Source organism: Singulisphaera sp. GP187 (assembly GCF_900129635.1).
GTDB lineage: Bacteria > Planctomycetota > Planctomycetia > Isosphaerales > Isosphaeraceae > Singulisphaera.
The window spans coordinates 643993-662415 of the sequence record NZ_FSRB01000003.1; the positions used below are offsets into that span (position 1 = coordinate 643993).

The window sequence follows — 18423 nt, forward strand, 5'->3', positions numbered from 1 at the left end:
TCCGGAAGATGCCCCCGAACGGCCAAAACCGTCTCGGGGGCAAAATCCGGCACCGAATCGCCCCTCAACGGAACGTCAGTCGGTACACTTTCTCCGGATCGACATCCAGCGATATGGTCTCGTCCCCATCCCCGAGGTTTCGAAAGGCAATCAGCTCCCCGTCCACGCTCACGGCCTCGACCTTCTGGCCGCGCGGCGGGCAAACGCGATGTTGCCCGGCCACCCGGGCCTTCAGCTCGGCCGAAGTGGCGCGGTGATTCTGCCAGGAGAGCGTCAGCTCGACGCCCCCACGCGCCCGCAACCCACGGAAATGGCCGGTGGGCCAGGCGCGGGGCAGCGCGGGCAAGAGGCTGATCGCGCCCGCCTGACTCTGCAAGAGCATCTCGGCAATCCCGGCGGTCCCCCCAAAATTGCCGTCGATCTGGAACGGGGGATGGGTGTCGAGCAGGTTCGTCAGGGTGGATTGGCGCAAAAGGGCGACGACATTTTCATACGCCTGATCGCCATCCCCGAGGCGGGCCCAGAAGTTGATGATCCAGGCACGGCTCCAACCGGTCCGACCACCCCCGTGGGCGAGCCGGCGTTCGAGGGTCGTTCGCGCCGCCGCGGCCAGCTCGGGCGTGTCCCGCAAGCGAATCTGATCGCCCGGATGGAGCGCGAACAGGTGCGAGATGTGGCGGTGGCCTGGGTCGGGCTCGTCGTAGTCCTCGAGCCATTCCTGCAACTGGCCGTGCTTGCCGATCTGGAGCGCGGGCAGGCGACGACGCGTCTCCGTCACCCGCTGACGGAACTCGGGATCGACGCCGAGCAATGCGCTCGCCTCAATCACGCGGCCGAACAAGGCGTGGGCGATTTCAATATCCATCGTCGGCCCCATGCAGAGCTTGGCCACCGTTCCGTCCAACATCCGGTAGCGGTTTTCCGGCGAGAGCGAAGGCCCGGTAACCAACCGCCCTTGGTCGTCCTCAACCAGGTAGTCGAGCAGGAACTCGGCCGCCTCCTTCATCACCGGGTAGGCACGTCGAGCGAGGAAGTCGCGGTCGCGGCCGTAGTCGTAGTGATCCCAGAGGTGAAGGCTGAGCCAGGCGGCTCCCATCGGCCAGAGGCCCGAGCCCACCTTGTCGACGGGCACTGTATGGGCCCAGAGGTCGGTGTTGTGGTGCGCCATGAAGCCGCGGGCACCGTAGAGGGCCTTGGCGGTTTGTCGACCCGAAGGGCGCATCGTCTCGATCAGGTCGAACAGGGGTTGATGCAACTCGGCGAGGTTCGTCACCTCGGCGGGCCAGTAGTTCATCTGTGTATTGATATTGATCGTGTACTTGCTCTCCCAGGGGGGAGTCAAGCTCTCGTTCCAGATCCCTTGCAAGTTCGCGGGCATGGTCCCGGGCCGGCTGCTCGCGATCAACAGGTAGCGGCCAAACTGGAAATACTGCGCCATGAGCCCGAGGTCGGATTCTCCCTTCCGAACGCGGTTGAGTCGAACGTCGGTCGGAAGCTCGGCCCGATCGTCCTTCACACCCGGCTCGGCAAGTTCCAGCGCTACCCGGCGGAACAGGGAACGGTGATCGAACAAGTGGTCGGCGCGAACCTTCTCGTAGGGTCGGACGGCCGCGGCCAAGGTCAGCTCACAGGTCACGTCGGGGTCCTTCGATCGGAAGTCGGTGGCCGCGACGAGCCAAAGGGTTGCGGAGTCGGCGTCACGAACCTCGACCCGGTCTCCTTCGGTGAAGACGCGGCCACCGTCCGCAACCACCCGAACAACGGCCGAAAACTTGACTCCGACCTTCCGCTCGTTCACGTGACGCTCGTCCCGCGCGATCGCCTCACCGCGGAGCACGACCCGATCGGGCGCGACGGCTTCCGCCCGCGCATCCCGCTCGCGGTCCAGGGTCGCCGAGAAGGTCAAACGGCCCGGACGGTCGCAACTGAGCCGCACGACGAGAACGTGATCCACGGCCGACGCGAAGACCTCGCGACGAAAGGTCGCGTCCCCCACGCGATACGAGACGCGCACGATCGCGGCGTCGATGTCGAGCTCGCGGCGGTAGTCGTCAGCCCGATCGTGGCCGGGGAACCGGAGGCGGAGGTCGCCCAGCGGCTGATAGGGGGGCAAGCGTTTGGGAACGGCGATCATCGATTTCTCGGCCAGAACCTCTGCCTCGACGGGCTTGCCGGCCCGGAGCAGGCGGCGAACTTCAGGCAGGTTCTTCAAGCCTTCGGGATTGTTCCGATCGCGGCGCTCGCCGGCCCAAATCGTGTCCTCATTGAGCGCGATCCGCTCCGAGCCCGTCCCGCCGAACACCATGCCTCCGAGTTGCCCGTTGCCGATCGGCAGCGCCTCGTTCCAGGCCTCGGCCGGTTGCCGATAGTGCAGCACCATCGCCGGCTCCTCCGCGCTCGACGCCGTCGGCATGACGTCTGCAAACATGATCGTAGCAATGAGAACGCAGACCGTCCGAGCCAACGAGATCGGGTGCGCCATCGGGATTCTCCCTCACTTCCGACACGACGAGATGGGCTGATCCTGCTTTCTGGTGATGTTAGCGGACACGTACGGTTAACATCCACGGATTCCTCGAAAAAACAAAAACTCACAACGACCCACCTAAGAGCGAGGAATCACCCTCGTTCCCATGGCCCACCGTGGAAACGAGGAGCGAGAGGCTTTCTCGCCCTGGAACGGGTCGTTGAAACCAAGGAGCGTCTCACTTTACCCCCTGGGTTAGGCAGCAAGACTGCCGAAGCCGAGGCCCGAACCGTAGTAAAGTTTCACGCTCGTAAGGTATGATGGGGGATGCCAACCGGAGAGTTCTCATCCGTGGGGCCTCGGCACGGGGCCGAGGGCTGACCGATCGGTGGGCCCGTCAGATCTGCGGAGGTGTGTTCATGGCCTGGCTCCGGCGGGGCTCCCTTGTCCGCCCTTCGGCCGCAGTCGCCGCGATCGCCATGGTCGCCGCGATCGCGGCGGCCATAGCCTGGGGAGTCCGTCGTGGGGAAGACGCGACCGTGAGACTGCTCACTCGGGCCATCGTGTATCACGAGTCCCAATACAAGATCAACCGCGATCTTTGGCAGAGCGATCTCGACGGCGCGAGCGATCTGATGGGCCGCACCCGCTCGCAGTTCGATCGCTTGACGCGGTTGTCGGATGACGCCTCGGGCCTTCCGGAGCAGCCTATGCCCGGCAGGGTCAACGACGGGGAACAGTTGAGATTCGAGCCGCGGGGACTCGTCGAGGTCATCGGTCGGGTCGGAGACCGAATCCGCGCCGCTTCATTGCACGAAGACATGACGTCATATCATCTGCACATGAAATTTTATTACGAGAGGCTTCGCAAAGGCCGAGTGGCCTGGCTGCCGCCGCTCCCCGCGGCGCTGGAGTTCGAGCGGATGAGGATCGAACTGGGCCTGCAGCGGCGGTATGGGGGCAGTCAGTGGGACGACCGGGAGGAGTCGACGCTGCTGCGACTGTACGAGTCGGAACCCCCGCCTCATCTCGCACGCCGGGTCCCGAAGCCTTAACCTCTCGCCCTCCCGGCTACGCTCGAACTCTTTGCTTGTCCACATGTCCGCATTACACAGGTTCGACCCTCTGTTTCGGCTGTCCCACTGCCCAACCCAGGGGTTAAGTTGGACGCACCAAAGAGCCTGCCGCAAGGAACCCCGGGCCGTCTGTCTGCCCCGGAGGCCGAAATTCGCGAAAAAAACTCGTTCCCATGCTCGGCGTGGGAATGGCGTTCTGGCCGCCCGGTGGCCCCACCCACTGGGGTTAACGACTCGGAGCATCGCGGACGGAATTCCCACGCGGAGCGTGGAAACGAGATCCCGGCATCATTGCTATCGTTTAAAATCCAAAACAGATTCATTGAAATCAGTTTTCAGTCAGGTCGCTGAATGCCCATCGCCTTGATTCGCGAGCTGAGCGTCGTGGCCTTGACCCCAAGCAATTCGGCGGCTCCTCCCTTGCCCGAGACCTTCCAGCGCGTCTGGCGAAGTGCCGCGAGCAAGTTCTCACGTTCCAACGACTCCATCTCGGCATAGCTGAGGAGGCGGCTCACCGCATCGGGAGAGTCGGCCCGATTCGGTGGCGGCGCGGAGGCTCCGGAATCCGTCGTCGCTTGGGAGTTCGCCAAGGCGGGAAGGTCGAGTCGAAGCATGCCCGTCCTTGAGGCAATCGCGGCCCGTTCGATCACGTTCTGCAATTCCCGGATGTTCCCCGGCCACCGGTAGCTTCGCAGTTCATCGAGCTGCGCTCGGTTCAGCGCACGCTCGGGAATCCCGAGGCGCTGGCAACTCAGCCGCATGAAATGCGTGGCCAGTGGGGTCACGTCGTCGAGGCGTTCCCGAAGCGGAGGAACGACGATCGGAAAGACGGAGAGCCGATAAAAGAGGTCCTGGCGGAACCGGCCGGCATCCACCTCCGACTTCAGATTCTGGTTGGTCGCGGCGATGATCCGCACATCCACCGTACGCGAGCGCTCGTCGCCAACCCGCTCGAAGGTCCGCTCCTGGATGACCCGGAGCAACTTCCCCTGCATGTCGAGCGGAATCTCGCCGACTTCGTCGAGGAAGAGCGTGCCGCCGCCGGCCAGCTCGAACCGGCCGACGCGATCGCGCACAGCGCCGGTGAACGAGCCCCGAGCGTGGCCGAAGAACTCGCTCTCGAACAACTCACGCGGGATAGAGGCGCAGTTGACCTTGATCATCGGCCCTTCACGGCGCCGGCTCCGTTCATGGAGGGCCCGCGCGACCAACTCCTTGCCGGTGCCCGACTCCCCGAGGATCAGAACGCCGGCGTCGGTCGGACCGACCAATTCCACCTGCTCCAGGACGGCCCGCAAGGCCGGGCTCTTGCCGACGATCGCGCCGAACGAGGAGGCGGCTTTGACCTCATCGCGGAGGTAGACGTTCTCCAGCTCGACCCGCGAGCGCAGGCGCTCGATCTCCTCAAACGCCCGAGCGTTCGCGATGGCGGCCGCCGCATGATCGGCGATCATCCGAAGCCAGACGAGCAGATCGCCGTCGAGACGGGCTCGCAGGAACACCCCCAAAACGCCGAGGACTTGCCCCCGATGCAGCAACGGCTGACCGGCAAACCCACGGATCCGCTCCCGACGCGCCCAGCCCGGGTCAGCCAGCCAGGTCCCGTCTTCCTGAAGGTCGGGGACCTCGATCGCCTCGGCGCGCGACGCGATCCGCCCCACCTTGTAAACGCCAATCGGAAACCGACGGAACCGGCCCCCAAGCCCGGACCAGTCCCTCCCATCGTCGAGCGATCGCCCCGCGCTCGAGACGAGGTGCAGGCAGGCGGTCTGATCCGGACAGGCGGCCGCCATCGGGCAAGTCGGGCAAATATCCCCAGGCTCCAGCAGCCAGATCCGGGCCAAGGCCGCATCGGGAAGCTGAGACAGGCGGTCGACGATCAGCCGCAGCACGGCCTCCACCGATCGCTCCTGCGCCATATCCAGCAGAAGCCGGCGATAAGGCCCAATTCCCGAAGTCATCACGCCACCTCACGCCACAGCCGCAAACCCACGTTCTCACCCCGAGATTCTACGAAATTCCGTTACCAATAACGAATTTTCGTAAATTTCGACTATTTCATGAACCAAGAAATCCCCCAAATCATCGCCATAAACTTTAGCCAAAAAACACCTTACGACAGACCAAGAACATTGGCATACCGCCTGCAATTGAGACTTCTCACGAAGACAGGCCAACCGGCGAAGTCGGCATCCGTCCTTCGCCACCTCCGACCTGCCCCCGAGGGAAACACACGATGTCCGTTCATCCGGCCTCCCGAATCGACGAACAGGCGGCGGATTCCCGCGTCAGCGAGGCCGTCAAGCGGGTCGGCGTGGGCGCGGCCGGAATCTCCCGTGGCCCCTATGCGGTTTTCCCCCGGAGCCTACACGAGGACGGCCCGTCACGGGTCATTCCCCTCGACTTGGGGAGGCGGCTCGATCTCCCGGTTTCGGCAACCGCCAGGCTGGCCTTGAGCACGAGCTTCATCCGCCTCCGGCCCAGGGAGCCCGTGGCCACTCACGCCAACGCGACCGCGGAGTTCTACTACGTGCTCCGCGGCCATGGCCGAAGCCGTGCGGACGATCGGGCCACCGAGTGGCAACGCGGCGATTGCTTCGTCCTGCCCTCCGGTCGAACGGCGGTGCACGCAGCCTCCGACGATTCCGCCTTGTTCTGGGTTCACGATGAGCCCTGGCTCAGCGAATCGAGTGCGAACGCCCCCCGACCGCGGTTCGAGTCGACGGCCAATCGCGCGGAACGACGAAATGTCGCACCGACCGACGAAGCGTCCGATCCCGGGGCCAAGCCCGCGAATGGGGTGACGATTCTCCCGGCCGACCGCGCCCGCGATCGGTCGTGGGTGAAGTCCGCGACGCTCCGTTCGCGGTTCGACGTACAACCAGGGGGTGGTCATTCCCGTCCGCTCGAACTGACCCGCTCGACCACCCTTCACCTGATCCTCGATTGCCAGCCCGGCTGCTCGACCCTGATTGGCAAGCGACTTGACGATCGAGGGCGTATCATGGATCCGGCGTGCGTGGACTGGGAGCCGGGGTCCCTGATTGTCAATCCGCCGGCCACGTGGATCGTTCACCGCAACGATTCCCAATCCGAGGCGCACCTCATGCCATTGGAAATCCAGGATTTGCGAACGTCCCTGGGCGCCCTGGCCCGGGATTCCGGGCTGGCGGCCGCGCTCAGTCCGTTCCGATTCGAGTCCTCCCCGGGCCGCGGTGGAACCTGAACCGATTCACCGACCTCACGATCTCCGGTCTCCCTTTTATTTGCGGAAGAGAAACACGATGGTCACGCTGCCGCATCACCGTTTCAACCCCTGGGCGATCCTCCACCAGCGCTGCTCGGAGTGCGGCGAGGGGCGGGTCTTCGGCGGGACATTCCGGATGAACGAGCGCTGCCCCGTCTGCCATGTGAAGTTCGAGCGCGGGCCCGGTTACTTCACCGGGGCGATGTACTTCAGCTATGCCCTCGGGATCCCGATCATCGCGGCCGGGGTCCTGCTCGGGAAACTCTGGCTCGTCCCCACCTGGCCGCTCCACTGGATCACCCTGGCGGTCTGGGTTGGCTTCCTCCCGCTCGCCCCGGCCGTGTTCCGCTACTCCCGGATCCTCTTCATCCACTTCGACCGTTTCTTCGACCCGGACGGGGCGGGAGACTGAGCAGGTCCCGCTTCGCGTTGATCTGCAGTCGGGCATGCAGAGCGGTCGTTCTGGCTCATCGCGAGGGCCAAGATTGATGACGCCGAACTACGAATCGAGTCAAATCCCATGAATTATTTGATTTATCTGGGCGGTTTCCTGTTCGCCTTATTCCTCTTCGGCTGGTGCTTCCTCGCCGTTGGAATCCTCGGTCGCGGCTGGTTCATCTATCCCAATAAGGACCCCAAGGATCAACCTCCGCGCTAAGCTCAGAGTGGGACAGACGTGGGACGGCTTGGCTTCTCCCTCGGCCCAAAGCCTACCCCGCATGACAAATACGTTGTCGCCCAAACCCTTACAACCTGTCCAATTCAACAGAACAATCGCAAAGCAATTCGGGTTCGCCGCACCCGAGTCAGCGAAGCCAACGGTTTTCGCCTTCCGTCGCGAGTCCTCGATTGAGGAAGATAGAGAACTCGGGCGGCGTTTCCGCTAAGGAAGAGGATCAGCCCCGGGCATCAACCGTGAGTGAACATCCCGCTCGCCTGGCCGGTCCGGTGATCCCGAACCAGGGGCTCATCCCTTTTGTGCACGGCTTTTGAGCGGGCGAACGACTTCTGACCTCGATCCGAAAGACCCCATGGCAATCGTTCGAGCCGCCGTCGTCCAGGCGGCCCCCGTCGCCTTCGACTGCGACCGCTCATTGGAGCGGGTCAGCTCGCTCACGACCGAGGCGGCCGGTCTCGGGGCTCAGCTCATCGTTTTCCCCGAAGCGTTCGTCTCCGGCTATCCACGCGGGTTGGACTTCGGGGCCCGAATCGGGTCCCGAACGCCTGAGGGCCGCGACCAGTTTCGCCGCTACTGGGAAAGTGCCATCGACGTCCCGGGGCCGGCCACCGCGGCGATCGGCGCTGCCGCCCGGAGCGCGAACGCCCACCTAGTCATCGGCGTCGTGGAGCGAGCAGGGGGGACGCTCTATTGCTCGGTCCTCTTTTTCGCCCCGGACGGACGCCTGCTGGGCAAGCATCGTAAGCTCATGCCCACGGCCTCCGAGCGACTCGTCTGGGGCTTCGGCGACGGCTCGACGATGCCGGTGCTGGACACCCCGATCGGCCGCCTCGGCGCGGCGATCTGCTGGGAAAACTACATGCCCCTGCTGCGGATGCACATGTACGCCCAGGGGGTTCAGCTCTATTGCGCTCCGACCGCCGACAACCGGGAGACCTGGCAAGCCACCGCGCGACACATCGCCCTGGAAGGCCGCTGCTTCGTCCTCTCGTGCAACCAGTTCGCCCTCCGCTCCGACTACCCGGCCGACTATCCGACCGACCAAGGCGATGACCCGCGGTCGGTCATGTCGCGCGGGGGCAGTTGCATCATCGACCCGCTCGGCCAGATCCTGGCGGGCCCGCTCTACGATGAGCCCGGCATCCTCACGGCCGAGCTCGACCTCGACGAAGTGGCGCGGGGCAAATTTGACCTCGACGTCGTGGGCCATTATGCCCGGCCCGACATCTTCCGCCTGGTCGTCAACACCTCCCCCACCCCCGCGGTGGTCGTCGGGACGGGATGGCCGCACGCCGAATTGCCGGAGCCCGCGCCGGGGTCCAACAACAACCCCCGCGCGGCCTCAACCGAGAATGAAGGGAACCGCCGATGAGTCTTGCCCCCACCCGACCAAACCCCCGCAACGCGAATCGAACCGACTCACGGGGCCCGGCGAACCTCGCCCGCGTTCGCAGCCTCTTCCCCGCACTCGGCCAAGAGGTTCACGGCAAGCCGCTGGTCTACCTCGATAACGCCGCGAGCACCCAGAAGCCGCGCGCGGTGATCGACGCCATCGTCCAGTATTACGAGGCCGACAACGCGAACGTCCACCGCGGCGCCCACGCCCTCAGCGACCGCGCCACCGCGGCCTACGAGCGGGCCCGAGAGACGACCCGGCGGTTCCTCAACGCCCGCCGCGCCGAGGAGGTCATCTTCGTCCGAGGGACCACCGAGGCGACCAACCTGCTCGCGCAGACCTTCGGCCGCCAGCACGTCGGCCCCGGCGACGAAGTGCTGATCACCGAACTGGAGCACCACGCCAACTTCGTCCCCTGGCAACAGCTCTGTTTTGAGAAAGGCGCGCGGCTGCGCGCCCTGCCGATCAACGAGCGCGGCGAGCTCCAACTCGAGGCGCTCGACTCGCTGCTCACGCCCCGGACCAAGCTCGTGGCCCTCGCCCATGTCTCCAACGCCCTGGGGACGGTCAACCCGGTCAAGGCCGTGGTCGAGGCGGCCCACCGGAGAGGCGTGCCCGTGTTCATCGACGGCGCCCAGGGCCTGCCCCACGCCGGCGTCGACGTTCAGGAGTTAGGCTGCGACTTCTACGCCTTCTCCGGGCACAAGATCTACGGGCCGATGGGGGTCGGCGTGCTCTACGGGCGGCTCGGCCTGCTGGAGTCGATGCCCCCCTGGCAGTTCGGTGGCGACATGGTGGACACCGTCGGCTTCGACCGGACCACCTTCGGCGACCCGCCCTACCGGTTCGAGGCCGGCACGCCGAACGTGTCCGGAGCGGTCGGGCTGGCGGCGGCCCTCGAGTTCCTCGAGAGCGTGGGCCGGGACCGGATCGCCGACCACGAGGCCCAGCTCCTGGAACTGGCCGTCCGCCGCCTCAAGGAGATTCCCGGCGTCCGGATCGTGGGCGAGCCCGCGGAACGCGCCGGGGTCGTCTCGTTCGTGGTGGATCAGCCGCCGATGTCGGCCCTCGACGTGGGGACCCGGCTCGACGCCGAGGGGATCGCCGTCCGCGCGGGGAATCATTGTTGCCAGCCACTGATGGGACGGCTCGACGTCGCGGGAACCGTCCGCGCCTCGTTCGCCCTGTACAACACGACCGACGAGGTGGAGCAGTTCGCGGCCGCCTTGCGGTCCGTCGTCGGCGTGCAACCGGCCGTCCGAACCGATCACGGACAATCCACGGAGCAGGACGACGCCGAGCCCGAGCTGATCTACCCCGGTCCCACCGCGCGAACCATCGGGTTGGCCGCGGAGGCGATGCTCGACGAGCTCGACAGCCTCGACGGCTGGGGAGAGAAGTACGAGTTCCTGATCGAGCTGGGACGACGGACCAGCCCCTTGCCCGACGCGCTTCGGACCGAATCCAACCGGGTCCGCGGCTGCCTGAGCACCGTCTACATCGCCTCGCGAGCCAGGCCGGGCACCCGCGACGTGCTCGAGTTCCTGGTCGATAGCAACAGCGAAGTGGTTCGCGGCCTGCTCGCCGTGCTGCAAGAGCTTTTCTCGGGACACAGGGCAGGGGAGATCCTCGCGTTCGACCTGGCTTCATTCCTGGCGCAAGGCGGCCTGGAATCGAACCTGACGACGGGCCGGCGCAACGGGCTGGCCGAAACGATCAAGCGGCTCCGAGCCCTCGCCGCATCGCTCCACGCCGATGGGGCCGAGGCTTGAACCCGTCACTTCGAGCGGGCAAAACCCGAGGGCGAGCCTGCATGAATGGATCAGGGCACAAGCAACCGTCGAAGGCCGAGGTTGCCTTGGGGATGGCGTCCCCCTAGGATGTTCTCGGTTCGATCGTCATCGAAGGACGGAGCAATCGGCAAAGCTTTGATGTCGTCCGGTCGGTCCACTCCGATCTCCCCCCTGGTACGTCATTCGCTACGTAGCATCGGAACGACCTCGAACGGCTCACCCTTGCGATGAGGGTTTTTCGATGCCTGAACTCTTTGATTCCATCACCGTCGGCGACTTGCAGCTTCCGAACCGGATCTTCATGGCACCGCTGACTCGCTCCCGCGCCGAGGGGAGTGGGCGCGTGCCTAACGACCTCATGGTCGAGTACTATGCCCAGCGCGCCTCGGCGGGGCTCATTCTGTCCGAAGCCACCGCGATTACGGCCATGGGGGTCGGCTACCCCGACACCCCCGGGATCTGGTCCCAGGAGCAGGTGGAGGGCTGGAAAAAGGTCACCCAGGCCGTGCACGCCCGGGGCGGCCACATCTTCTTGCAGCTCTGGCACGTCGGCCGGATCTCGCACCCCTTCTATCTCAAGGGGGAGCTCCCGGTCGCTCCCAGCGCGATCCGGCCGGAGGGAACCTTGACCCGACTCCCTTCGCCGAGTCCGTACGAGACCCCCCGCGCCCTCGAGACGAACGAGATCCCCGGCATCATCGACGCCTATCGCAAGGGGGCGGCCAACGCCCAGGCCGCCGGGTTCGATGGGGTCGAGGTGCATGGGGCCAACGGCTACCTGCCGGATCAGTTTCTTCAGGACAGCACCAATCACCGCACCGACGCCTACGGCGGCTCGATCAGCAACCGCGCTCGGTTCCTGCTGGAGGTAACGGATGCCGCCATCGGCGTCTGGGGACGCCAACGGGTCGGCGTGCACCTCTCGCCCCGAGGCGACTCGCACTCCATGGGCGATTCGGACCGGGCCGCGACCTTCGGGCACGTGGCGCGTGAGCTTGGCCAGCGCCAGATCGCCTTTCTCTGTGTTCGCGAGGCCCTCGGGCCGGACCGCCTCGGCCCCCGCCTGAAAAAGGCATTCGGCGGAGTCTACATCGCCAACGAGCGATTCACGAAGGAGACGGCCGAACATCTGATCGAGAGTAGTGAGGCCGACGCCGTCGCCTTCGGCGTGCAGTTCCTCGCCAACCCCGACCTCCCACGCCGGTTCAAGCTCGGCCTCCCGCTCAATGAGCCGGACCCGGCGACCTTCCACACGCCCGGCCCGAAAGGGTATACCGACTATCCCGCACTCGCAGAGGTCTTGGTATGACTCAGCGTCTGACATCCACTCCTCTCTCCGTCCTCGACCTTGCCCCGATCGTGCAAGGGGGGACGGCCAGCGACGCCTTCCGCAACACGCTGGACCTGGCCCGCCGCGCTGAGGAGTGGGACTATCAACGCTACTGGGTGGCCGAGCATCACAACATTTCGGGCATCGCCAGCGCGGCAACCGCGGTCGTGATCGGCTACATCGCCGGCGGCACGTCGCGGATCCGCGTCGGGGCCGGCGGCATCATGCTGCCGAACCATGCTCCACTGATCATCGCCGAGCAGTTCGGCACGCTCGAGTCACTCTACCCAGGGCGAATCGACCTGGGCCTGGGCCGCGCCCCCGGCGGCGATCAGCGGACCGCCCAGGCGTTGCGCCGCAAGCTCGGGAGTAGCGGCGACACCTTCCCACACGACCTGATGGAGTTGATGTCGTACTTCCGCGCCGCGGTCCCCGGCCAAGCGGTCCGGGCCGTCCCCGGCGAGGGGCTCCACATCCCGATCTGGCTGCTCGGCTCGAGCGACTTCAGCGCCCGGATGGCCGCCGAGCTCGGCCTGCCGTTCGCGTTCGCATCCCACTTCGCCCCCGACTACCTGGTCGCGGCCCTCGACCTTTACCGCACCCACTTCAAACCGTCCGAATGGCTCGAACAGCCCCGGGTGATGATCGGCGTGAACCTGTTCGCGGCCGAGACCGACGACGAAGCCCGCCGCCTGTTCACCTCACTCCAGCAAGCATTCCTCAACTTGATCCGTGGCCATCCAGGACCGCTGCCGCCGCCGGTCGACAGCATGGACGAACGCTGGAGCCCCGCCGAGCGGCCGCACGTCGACCGGATGACCCGCGTCTCGGTCGTCGGCTCGCCCGCATCGGTGCGGCAAGGGCTGGAGTCGTTGATCGACGCGACGGGCGCCGATGAGCTCATGCTCACCGGTCAGATCTTCGATCACCAGGCACGACTCCGTTCGTTCCGGATCGCCGCGGAGGCCCGTAAAGCACTCAGTGCCGAGCGAGAAACCGAGCCTAAGCTCCCGGGTCCACGTAAGGACTCGCTTCAGACCCCAGCCTCGACCCCCGAATCGATCCGAGGATCACTTCCGCGATGAGCTCCGCCCCTTCTTCCGCCTTCGACGGCCTCCGCGTCGTCACTTTCGAGAGCCGCCAGGCCGGCCCGATGGCTGAGTTGATCGCCCGCCAAGGGGGTGTGCCGGTCGCGGCGCCCGCCCTTCGCGAGGTGCCGATCGGCGACAATCCCGCGGTCTTTGCGTTCGCCGACCGCCTGATCGCCGGTGACTTCGACATGGTCATCTTCCTGACCGGCGTCGGCACCCGATTCCTCACTCAGGCCATCGAAACCCAGATCCCCCGCGAAACCTGGACAGGGGCCCTGGCCAAGGCGAAGATCGTCATCCGCGGTCCCAAACCGCTCGTTCCGCTCCGCGAGTTGAAAGTACGGATCGACCTCCAAGCCCCCGAGCCGAACACCTGGCGCGAACTGCTCCACGCCCTCGACACCAACCTGCCGGTGACCGGATTGCGGGTCGCCGTGCAGGAGTACGGCAAGGCGAACTCCGAGCTGATCGAAGGGCTCGAACAGCGAGGCGCCACCGTCTCCCGCGTGCCGGTCTATCGCTGGGCGCTTCCTGAAAATACCGAGCCGCTGCGCCACGCGATCGAGGCCATTGCGACCGGCCAGATCGGCGCAGTCCTGTTCACCTCGGCTCAGCAAGTCGTCCACATGCTCGAGGTCGCCGCCGAAATGGGCCGCGAGACCGAGCTTCGCGCGGCGTTGACCGACCAGACCGTGGTCGGCTCCATCGGCCCAACCACCACCGAGACGATTCGAGAGCTCGGTCTCACCGTCGACCTCGAACCGGAACACCCGAAGATGGGCCCCCTCGTCGCCACCGTCGCCGCAGGTTGGCGCGGCGTGGGCAAGCCGCGACCTGATTCGGACTCCGCATGAGAGGCGACAACCCACCGATGGACGACGACGACTACCCGACCTGTGCCAGAACCTATGCCACACTGCTGATTTATCCGAACGCGGTCGATCCTGCCATGGTCACGGAACGCCTCGGAATCGAACCTTCAAGCTGGCAGCGTCGGGGCGAAGTCATTCCACGGACCAACCGTCCTCCGAAGGTGGCGGAGCTCAGCGGCTGGTTTCTGACCTCGAAGTCGCAGGTCGAATCAAAAGATTCTCGGCGACACGTTGCCTGGCTCCTCGATCAGATCGCGTCCAAATCCGCAGTGATCCGGTCGCTGCAAGAGACCGGTTGCACCATGGCCATCTCCTGCTACTGGCTGTCCAAGGATGGGCATGGTGGACCGACCATGCCCCCTTCTCAAATGAAGACATTAGGTGAACTCAATATCGAGCTCTGGTTTGATATTTACGGGCCGTACGAAGACTGAGGCGTCCCTCAGTAGGGTCCGTGATTGCGGACCATCTTCGATCGCGACATCAAGTGTCACCGCTCCCCGGCAACGGAAGGCTTGAGCGCCTTGTCGAAGAACCCGATGACCAGCGGGCGGAGGTCTCGTTGCTTGGGCTGAAGGTGGAAGGTGTGGGGAGCGTCGGGGACCACGACCAGCTCGTGCACGGTTCCCCCCTCTGCAACGCGGCCGCGAACAACTCCGACTGTTTCAGCGCCACGGTCTGATCCGCCGTGCCGTGCAAGATCAAGACGGGCGGGTCGTGCTTGTCGGCGTAGGAGGTCGGTGAAGCCTTGCGATAAAGCTCCGACGCCTCTTCAATCGACTTCCCAAGCATCGAGAGGTCATGATACTCCGACAGTTCGGCCGGCCCATAGAGATCGACGGCGCACTGGACCCGGCACGAGAACTCGCCATCCGGTCCCGCAGGGTCGAGCCCGTCATCCGGACCCGTCACACCCACCATCGCCGCGAGATGGCCCCCGCCGAGCCGCCGATCACGCCGATGTGGTCGGCGTCGATCTGAAGGCGATCGGCATTCTTGCGGAGCCAGCGCACCGAGGTCTTGCAGTCGTGCAGGTTCTGGAGCCACGTGGGCTTGTCTTTGGTACTGAGCACATAATTGATACTCATACCAAGATAACCATTGCGCACGAGGAGTCCCGCGCTCGCTCAACCCCACCCTCGTCCCCAATGGCTACTCATGCTCAGATTCCCTTTCATTTTCGCTCGAGCTCGCGGGTGCGCATGCCCTGCACCTGGGGCGCGAGGTCGAAGAACGTGTCGCGGTCGCGGATGATCGCTTGCGGGAGCAGTTGTTCGGTCTGGGTCCGGACTCCGGAATGCTTGCGGATGGCGGTACCGATGGCCATGACCTCGACCAGGCCGCCGCCCAGCTCGTAGATGAAGACCTTGATCCCGATCACACCGTCGGCCTTGAGTTCCTCGGCCTCCGCGCGAATATGTTCGAGACAATTCTCCCGCGCATCATAAATCAGTTGCGTCACCTCGCTGATCTCACCGCGCCCGAACGACTGAAAGAATGCCGAGAGACCACCGAGTAGTCCCAGCGAGTAAACCGAAGTCCCCAGCACCAAGCGGAGCGGAGCGTAGCCCATCTGAGTCAGGTTCCAGAGCTCCTCGCCGGTCAGCTCCGAAGTCACCGGCCGTTTCGGCTGGCCCAGGACGGGGTTGTACGAGCCGGTGCCGACGAGCAACATCTCCCGCAGCCCGACACCGAACGGCAGGATCCGCGTGATGATGTCGACCACGGCGTTGCAGCCACGTTCAGCGGCTTCGTTCTCGAGTCGCTCGAGCGCGAGGTGCCGCGTGTGGTTGTACATGTCCGAAAACTCTTTGATCTCGCCCCGGCGCGCGATCATCTTGAGGCTGCCGGTGATCCCCCGGCCGATCCCCAAGGCATAAGCCACGTTGCCGATGACGAAGTGCCGCGGCTCGTAGCCCGAGTCGAGCTGGCAGTACAAGTCTTGGCCCGAGCAGGCCGTGGAGAAGAATGGACCCGTGTAATTATCACCGTGGATCGCCGAGCCGACGGCCAGGAACTCGATCATGTTGCCGACCGGCTTGAGCTCCGAGGCCACCCCGGTCAGGCCGTGGGCGCCATGCTCGGTCGCCTCGCGCTCGAGCCGGCCGATCGCCGCATGCCGGCCGTCGGCGATGAGCTGGGTGACGCTGGCGACCTCACCGCCGGCCAGCGTCTTGAGGCTGCTCGTGATCCCTCGGACCAGGCCCAGCGAGTACACGCTATTGCCCACGACGATGTTGCCCGGACTCCAGCCTTTTCGCGTCAGGCAGAAGATCTCGTTGCCTGACAAACCACTCATCAGCATGGCCAACCCCCGATACGCAACATCTTGAACTTGGACTCGGAGCCTCACGCCATGGAAATGACGGCCCACGGCGCATCCGTTTCCAGTATTTCGTTCCCTTCGTCGCATTCTTCTGGAAAAGAGGTCGGCACAAATCGCGAGCGACATCAGCCATGACAATGGGGCCGCCGTTGCTGAGCGCCGCCACCTGGCCTGCGGGGGCTCGGGCCTGAGACCGCTCGAGCTCGGCATTCCCAGACCTTGCCGTTTCCGATTAGACTCATGACAAAGGAGACACGCATGTTCCACGCAGAGAGCCTGGTCGTCACCACCAAGGGACGCGGCACTTACGAGATCACCCGGCTGATTCAGCAAGTCGTCGGCAACGCCGCGGTCGAACGGGGGCTCTGCACGGTCTTCGTCCACCACACGAGTGCCTCGCTGATCGTCTGCGAGAACGCCGACCCGAGCGTTCGCCATGACCTCGAGCGTTTCTTCGCCCGGTTGGTCACCGACGGCGACCCGATCTTCGACCATGTGGACGAAGGGCCCGATGACATGCCCTCTCACATCCGGTCGATCTTGACGCAGACGTCGATCACAATCCCGGTCGCCCGTTCACGATGCGACCTGGGAACCTGGCAGGGCCTCTACCTCTGGGAGCACCGCACCGTTCCACACCAGAGACGGATCACGGTCTCGGTGGTAGGATAATCTGATTGGCTCTCCGAAACCTGTCGGACGGCCGCGGTGACCGATACGTCCGAGGTCAGCAATGACTCCAGAGAATCAACGTCACGGCAGTGGGATCCTCCGGCGTGAATTCCTTCAGGTGGGGTTCTCGGGCCTCCTCGGCCTGAGCCTCCCCGAACTTCTGTCGCGCCAGGCGCGGGCGGCGGCGAGTCTCAAGGTCGCGCCTCGGGCCTCGTCCCGACCGCGGGCCAAGTCGGTCATCCTGGTTTTCCTGACCGGCGGACTCAGCCATATCGACAGTCTCGACATGAAGCCGGACGCGCCCGACGGGATCCGCGGCGAGTTCCAGCCGATCGAAACGGCGGTCCCGGGCGTCCGGATCTGTGAACACCTCCCCCGATTGGCGGAGCAGACAGGGAAGCTGGCGATCGTCCGGACGATCTCGCACAGTCAAACGAACCACTTGAACGGCACCCACCAGGTGCTCACCGGCCACTCTCAGCCAGGCGCCTTCTTCGATAAGATCGCGTCACGCGATGACTACCCGTGCTACGCCTCGGCGGTCGACGCAATCCGCCCCCGGAGCGACGGCGTCCCGAGCGGCGTGATGCTCCCCACCTATTTGATGGAAGGTCCGCTGACCTGGCCAGGGCAGCATGCTGGGTTCCTGGGGCCGAAGCACGACCCCTGGCAAATCAAGCAGGACCCGAACTCACGCGACTTTCGGGTCGAGAGCCTGGCACTGCCAGCCGGGTTCGGCGTCGAGCGACTCCAGAGGCGCCGGGAGCTCTTCGACGAGATCGCCACGCAACGCGATCGGCTCGGGGCGAGTTCGTCTTCCACGAAAGATCCACTCGACGCCCAGCGCGATCTGGCTTACTCCCTGATTCTTTCCGGCAGGGTCGCCCGCGCCTTCGAGCTGGACCGCGAAGACCCGCGGATGCGCGATCGCTACGGTCGCCACATGTACGGCCAATCCCTCCTGCTCGCCCGCAGGCTGGTGCAGGCCGGAGTCCCCCTCGTCCAGGTCAACATGGGCCGAGTCCAGACCTGGGACACGCACTCCGGAAACTTCAAATCCCTCAAGGATCGGCTGCTCCCCCCCACCGATCGCGGAGTCGCCACACTCCTCGAGGACCTGGCGACGACCGGCCTGCTCGACGAGACCTTGGTCGTCATCGCGGGAGAGTTCGGCCGGACTCCCCGAATCGGCAAGAGCACGGGAAACGCCAACGCTCAAGACGGGCGCGACCACTGGGCGAAGGTCTTCTCGGTAGCGCTCGCGGGGGGCGGTGTGCGCGGCGGGCAAGTGATCGGGCAGTCGGACAAGATGGGCGCCTACCCCGCCAGCCAGGCGTATACACCCGCCGACCTCGCCGCCACGATCTACCAATCGCTCGGCATCGACCCCGCAACCGAGCTCCGCGACCGACTCGACCGCCCCATCAGACTCTGCGAGGGTGAGTCGATCGCGCGACTCTTCACCGCCTGACCC

General features: G+C 65.2%; 15 protein-coding genes and 1 pseudogene. 12 read left to right on the forward strand and 4 right to left on the reverse strand.

Annotated features, from left to right (window positions below):
- Positions 1-64: 64 nt before the first annotated feature.
- Positions 65-2380: a glycoside hydrolase family 95 protein gene (locus tag BUS42_RS38615; protein ID WP_074317542.1), complete on the reverse strand. Its 2316-nt coding sequence runs from the start codon at positions 2378-2380 to the stop codon at positions 65-67.
- A 506-nt stretch (positions 2381-2886) separates the two neighbouring features.
- On the opposite strand from BUS42_RS38615, the gene BUS42_RS38620 reads away from it, so the two are divergent.
- Positions 2887-3522: a hypothetical protein gene (locus BUS42_RS38620; RefSeq protein ID WP_143206677.1), complete on the forward strand. Its 636-nt coding sequence runs from the start codon at positions 2887-2889 to the stop codon at positions 3520-3522.
- A 356-nt stretch (positions 3523-3878) separates the two neighbouring features.
- On the opposite strand, the gene BUS42_RS38625 is transcribed toward BUS42_RS38620, so the two are convergent.
- The gene (locus BUS42_RS38625) at positions 3879-5504 is read right to left on the reverse strand and encodes a sigma-54-dependent Fis family transcriptional regulator (RefSeq protein WP_074316718.1); all 1626 of its coding nucleotides are present in this window, start codon (positions 5502-5504) and stop codon (positions 3879-3881) included.
- Positions 5505-5779: 275 nt separating this feature from the next.
- Between BUS42_RS38625 and BUS42_RS38630 the strand changes: the two genes are divergently transcribed.
- The 9 genes from BUS42_RS38630 (at position 5780) to BUS42_RS38665 (ending at position 14385) form a co-directional block, all read left to right on the forward strand.
- Positions 5780-6769: a cupin domain-containing protein gene (locus tag BUS42_RS38630; RefSeq protein WP_074316720.1), complete on the forward strand. Its 990-nt coding sequence runs from the start codon at positions 5780-5782 to the stop codon at positions 6767-6769.
- 58 nt (positions 6770-6827) lie between these two features.
- Positions 6828-7202, forward strand: coding sequence for a DUF983 domain-containing protein (locus BUS42_RS38635; RefSeq protein WP_074316721.1), 375 nt, complete (start codon positions 6828-6830; stop codon positions 7200-7202).
- Between the two features lie 108 nt (positions 7203-7310).
- Positions 7311-7448, forward strand: coding sequence for a hypothetical protein (locus BUS42_RS44195; protein ID WP_173878286.1), 138 nt, complete (start codon positions 7311-7313; stop codon positions 7446-7448).
- 373 nt (positions 7449-7821) lie between these two features.
- A complete protein-coding gene (locus BUS42_RS38640; RefSeq protein ID WP_074316723.1) occupies positions 7822-8841 on the forward strand; it encodes a nitrilase-related carbon-nitrogen hydrolase in 1020 nt (339 codons plus the stop codon).
- Positions 8838-10637, forward strand: a complete 1800-nt coding sequence (locus BUS42_RS38645; RefSeq protein WP_074316725.1) for a SufS family cysteine desulfurase — start codon at positions 8838-8840, stop codon at positions 10635-10637. The genes BUS42_RS38640 and BUS42_RS38645 overlap by 4 nt, the downstream gene beginning before the upstream one ends.
- 262 nt (positions 10638-10899) lie before the next feature.
- Positions 10900-11967, forward strand: a complete 1068-nt coding sequence (locus BUS42_RS38650) for an alkene reductase (RefSeq protein ID WP_074316727.1) — start codon at positions 10900-10902, stop codon at positions 11965-11967.
- Positions 11964-13073, forward strand: a complete 1110-nt coding sequence (locus BUS42_RS38655; RefSeq protein ID WP_074316729.1) for an LLM class flavin-dependent oxidoreductase — start codon at positions 11964-11966, stop codon at positions 13071-13073. Before BUS42_RS38650 ends, BUS42_RS38655 begins: the two co-directional genes overlap by 4 nt.
- Entirely contained in the window at positions 13070-13933 is an 864-nt protein-coding gene (locus BUS42_RS38660; RefSeq protein ID WP_074316731.1) for a uroporphyrinogen-III synthase, read from the forward strand. The genes BUS42_RS38655 and BUS42_RS38660 overlap by 4 nt, the downstream gene beginning before the upstream one ends.
- Before the next feature lie 17 nt (positions 13934-13950).
- Positions 13951-14385 carry a DUF4279 domain-containing protein gene (locus BUS42_RS38665; protein ID WP_159452347.1) on the forward strand — a complete coding sequence of 145 codons (435 nt, stop codon included), beginning with the start codon at positions 13951-13953 and terminating at the stop codon, positions 14383-14385.
- Positions 14386-14434: 49 nt separating this feature from the next.
- Here BUS42_RS38665 and BUS42_RS38670 read toward each other — a convergent pair.
- Positions 14435-15039 (reverse strand): annotated as a pseudogene (locus BUS42_RS38670) (prolyl oligopeptidase family serine peptidase).
- 86 nt (positions 15040-15125) lie between these two features.
- Positions 15126-16250: a heavy metal-binding domain-containing protein gene (locus BUS42_RS38680; protein ID WP_254054088.1), complete on the reverse strand. Its 1125-nt coding sequence runs from the start codon at positions 16248-16250 to the stop codon at positions 15126-15128.
- 285 nt (positions 16251-16535) lie between these two features.
- Between BUS42_RS38680 and BUS42_RS38685 the strand changes: the two genes are divergently transcribed.
- Both BUS42_RS38685 and BUS42_RS38690 read left to right on the forward strand, forming a co-directional pair.
- Positions 16536-16949: a secondary thiamine-phosphate synthase enzyme YjbQ gene (locus tag BUS42_RS38685; protein WP_074316736.1), complete on the forward strand. Its 414-nt coding sequence runs from the start codon at positions 16536-16538 to the stop codon at positions 16947-16949.
- A gap of 61 nt (positions 16950-17010) precedes the next feature.
- Positions 17011-18420, forward strand: coding sequence for a DUF1501 domain-containing protein (locus tag BUS42_RS38690; RefSeq protein ID WP_074316739.1), 1410 nt, complete (start codon positions 17011-17013; stop codon positions 18418-18420).
- The last annotated feature ends 3 nt before the right edge of the window (positions 18421-18423 follow it).

Bases quoted from the DNA above. Each gene is read 5' to 3' on its own strand.
- BUS42_RS38650 (WP_074316727.1), top strand. From the start codon at position 10,900: ATGCCTGAACTCTTTGATTCCATCACCGTCGGCGACTTGCAGCTTCCG.
- BUS42_RS38615 (WP_074317542.1), bottom strand. From the start codon at position 2,380: ATGGTGCTGCACTATCGGCAACCGGCCGAGGCCTGGAACGAGGCGCTG.
- BUS42_RS38645 (WP_074316725.1), top strand. From the start codon at position 8,838: ATGAGTCTTGCCCCCACCCGACCAAACCCCCGCAACGCGAATCGAACC.
- BUS42_RS38655 (WP_074316729.1), top strand. From the start codon at position 11,964: ATGACTCAGCGTCTGACATCCACTCCTCTCTCCGTCCTCGACCTTGCC.
- BUS42_RS38685 (WP_074316736.1), top strand. From the start codon at position 16,536: ATGTTCCACGCAGAGAGCCTGGTCGTCACCACCAAGGGACGCGGCACT.
- BUS42_RS38635 (WP_074316721.1), top strand. From the start codon at position 6,828: ATGGTCACGCTGCCGCATCACCGTTTCAACCCCTGGGCGATCCTCCAC.
- BUS42_RS38625 (WP_074316718.1), bottom strand. From the start codon at position 5,504: ATGACTTCGGGAATTGGGCCTTATCGCCGGCTTCTGCTGGATATGGCG.
- BUS42_RS38620 (WP_143206677.1), top strand. From the start codon at position 2,887: ATGGCCTGGCTCCGGCGGGGCTCCCTTGTCCGCCCTTCGGCCGCAGTC.
- BUS42_RS44195 (WP_173878286.1), top strand. From the start codon at position 7,311: ATGAATTATTTGATTTATCTGGGCGGTTTCCTGTTCGCCTTATTCCTC.
- BUS42_RS38630 (WP_074316720.1), top strand. From the start codon at position 5,780: ATGTCCGTTCATCCGGCCTCCCGAATCGACGAACAGGCGGCGGATTCC.
- BUS42_RS38665 (WP_159452347.1), top strand. From the start codon at position 13,951: ATGGACGACGACGACTACCCGACCTGTGCCAGAACCTATGCCACACTG.
- BUS42_RS38680 (WP_254054088.1), bottom strand. From the start codon at position 16,250: ATGAGTGGTTTGTCAGGCAACGAGATCTTCTGCCTGACGCGAAAAGGC.
- BUS42_RS38640 (WP_074316723.1), top strand. From the start codon at position 7,822: ATGGCAATCGTTCGAGCCGCCGTCGTCCAGGCGGCCCCCGTCGCCTTC.
- BUS42_RS38660 (WP_074316731.1), top strand. From the start codon at position 13,070: ATGAGCTCCGCCCCTTCTTCCGCCTTCGACGGCCTCCGCGTCGTCACT.
- BUS42_RS38690 (WP_074316739.1), top strand. From the start codon at position 17,011: ATGACTCCAGAGAATCAACGTCACGGCAGTGGGATCCTCCGGCGTGAA.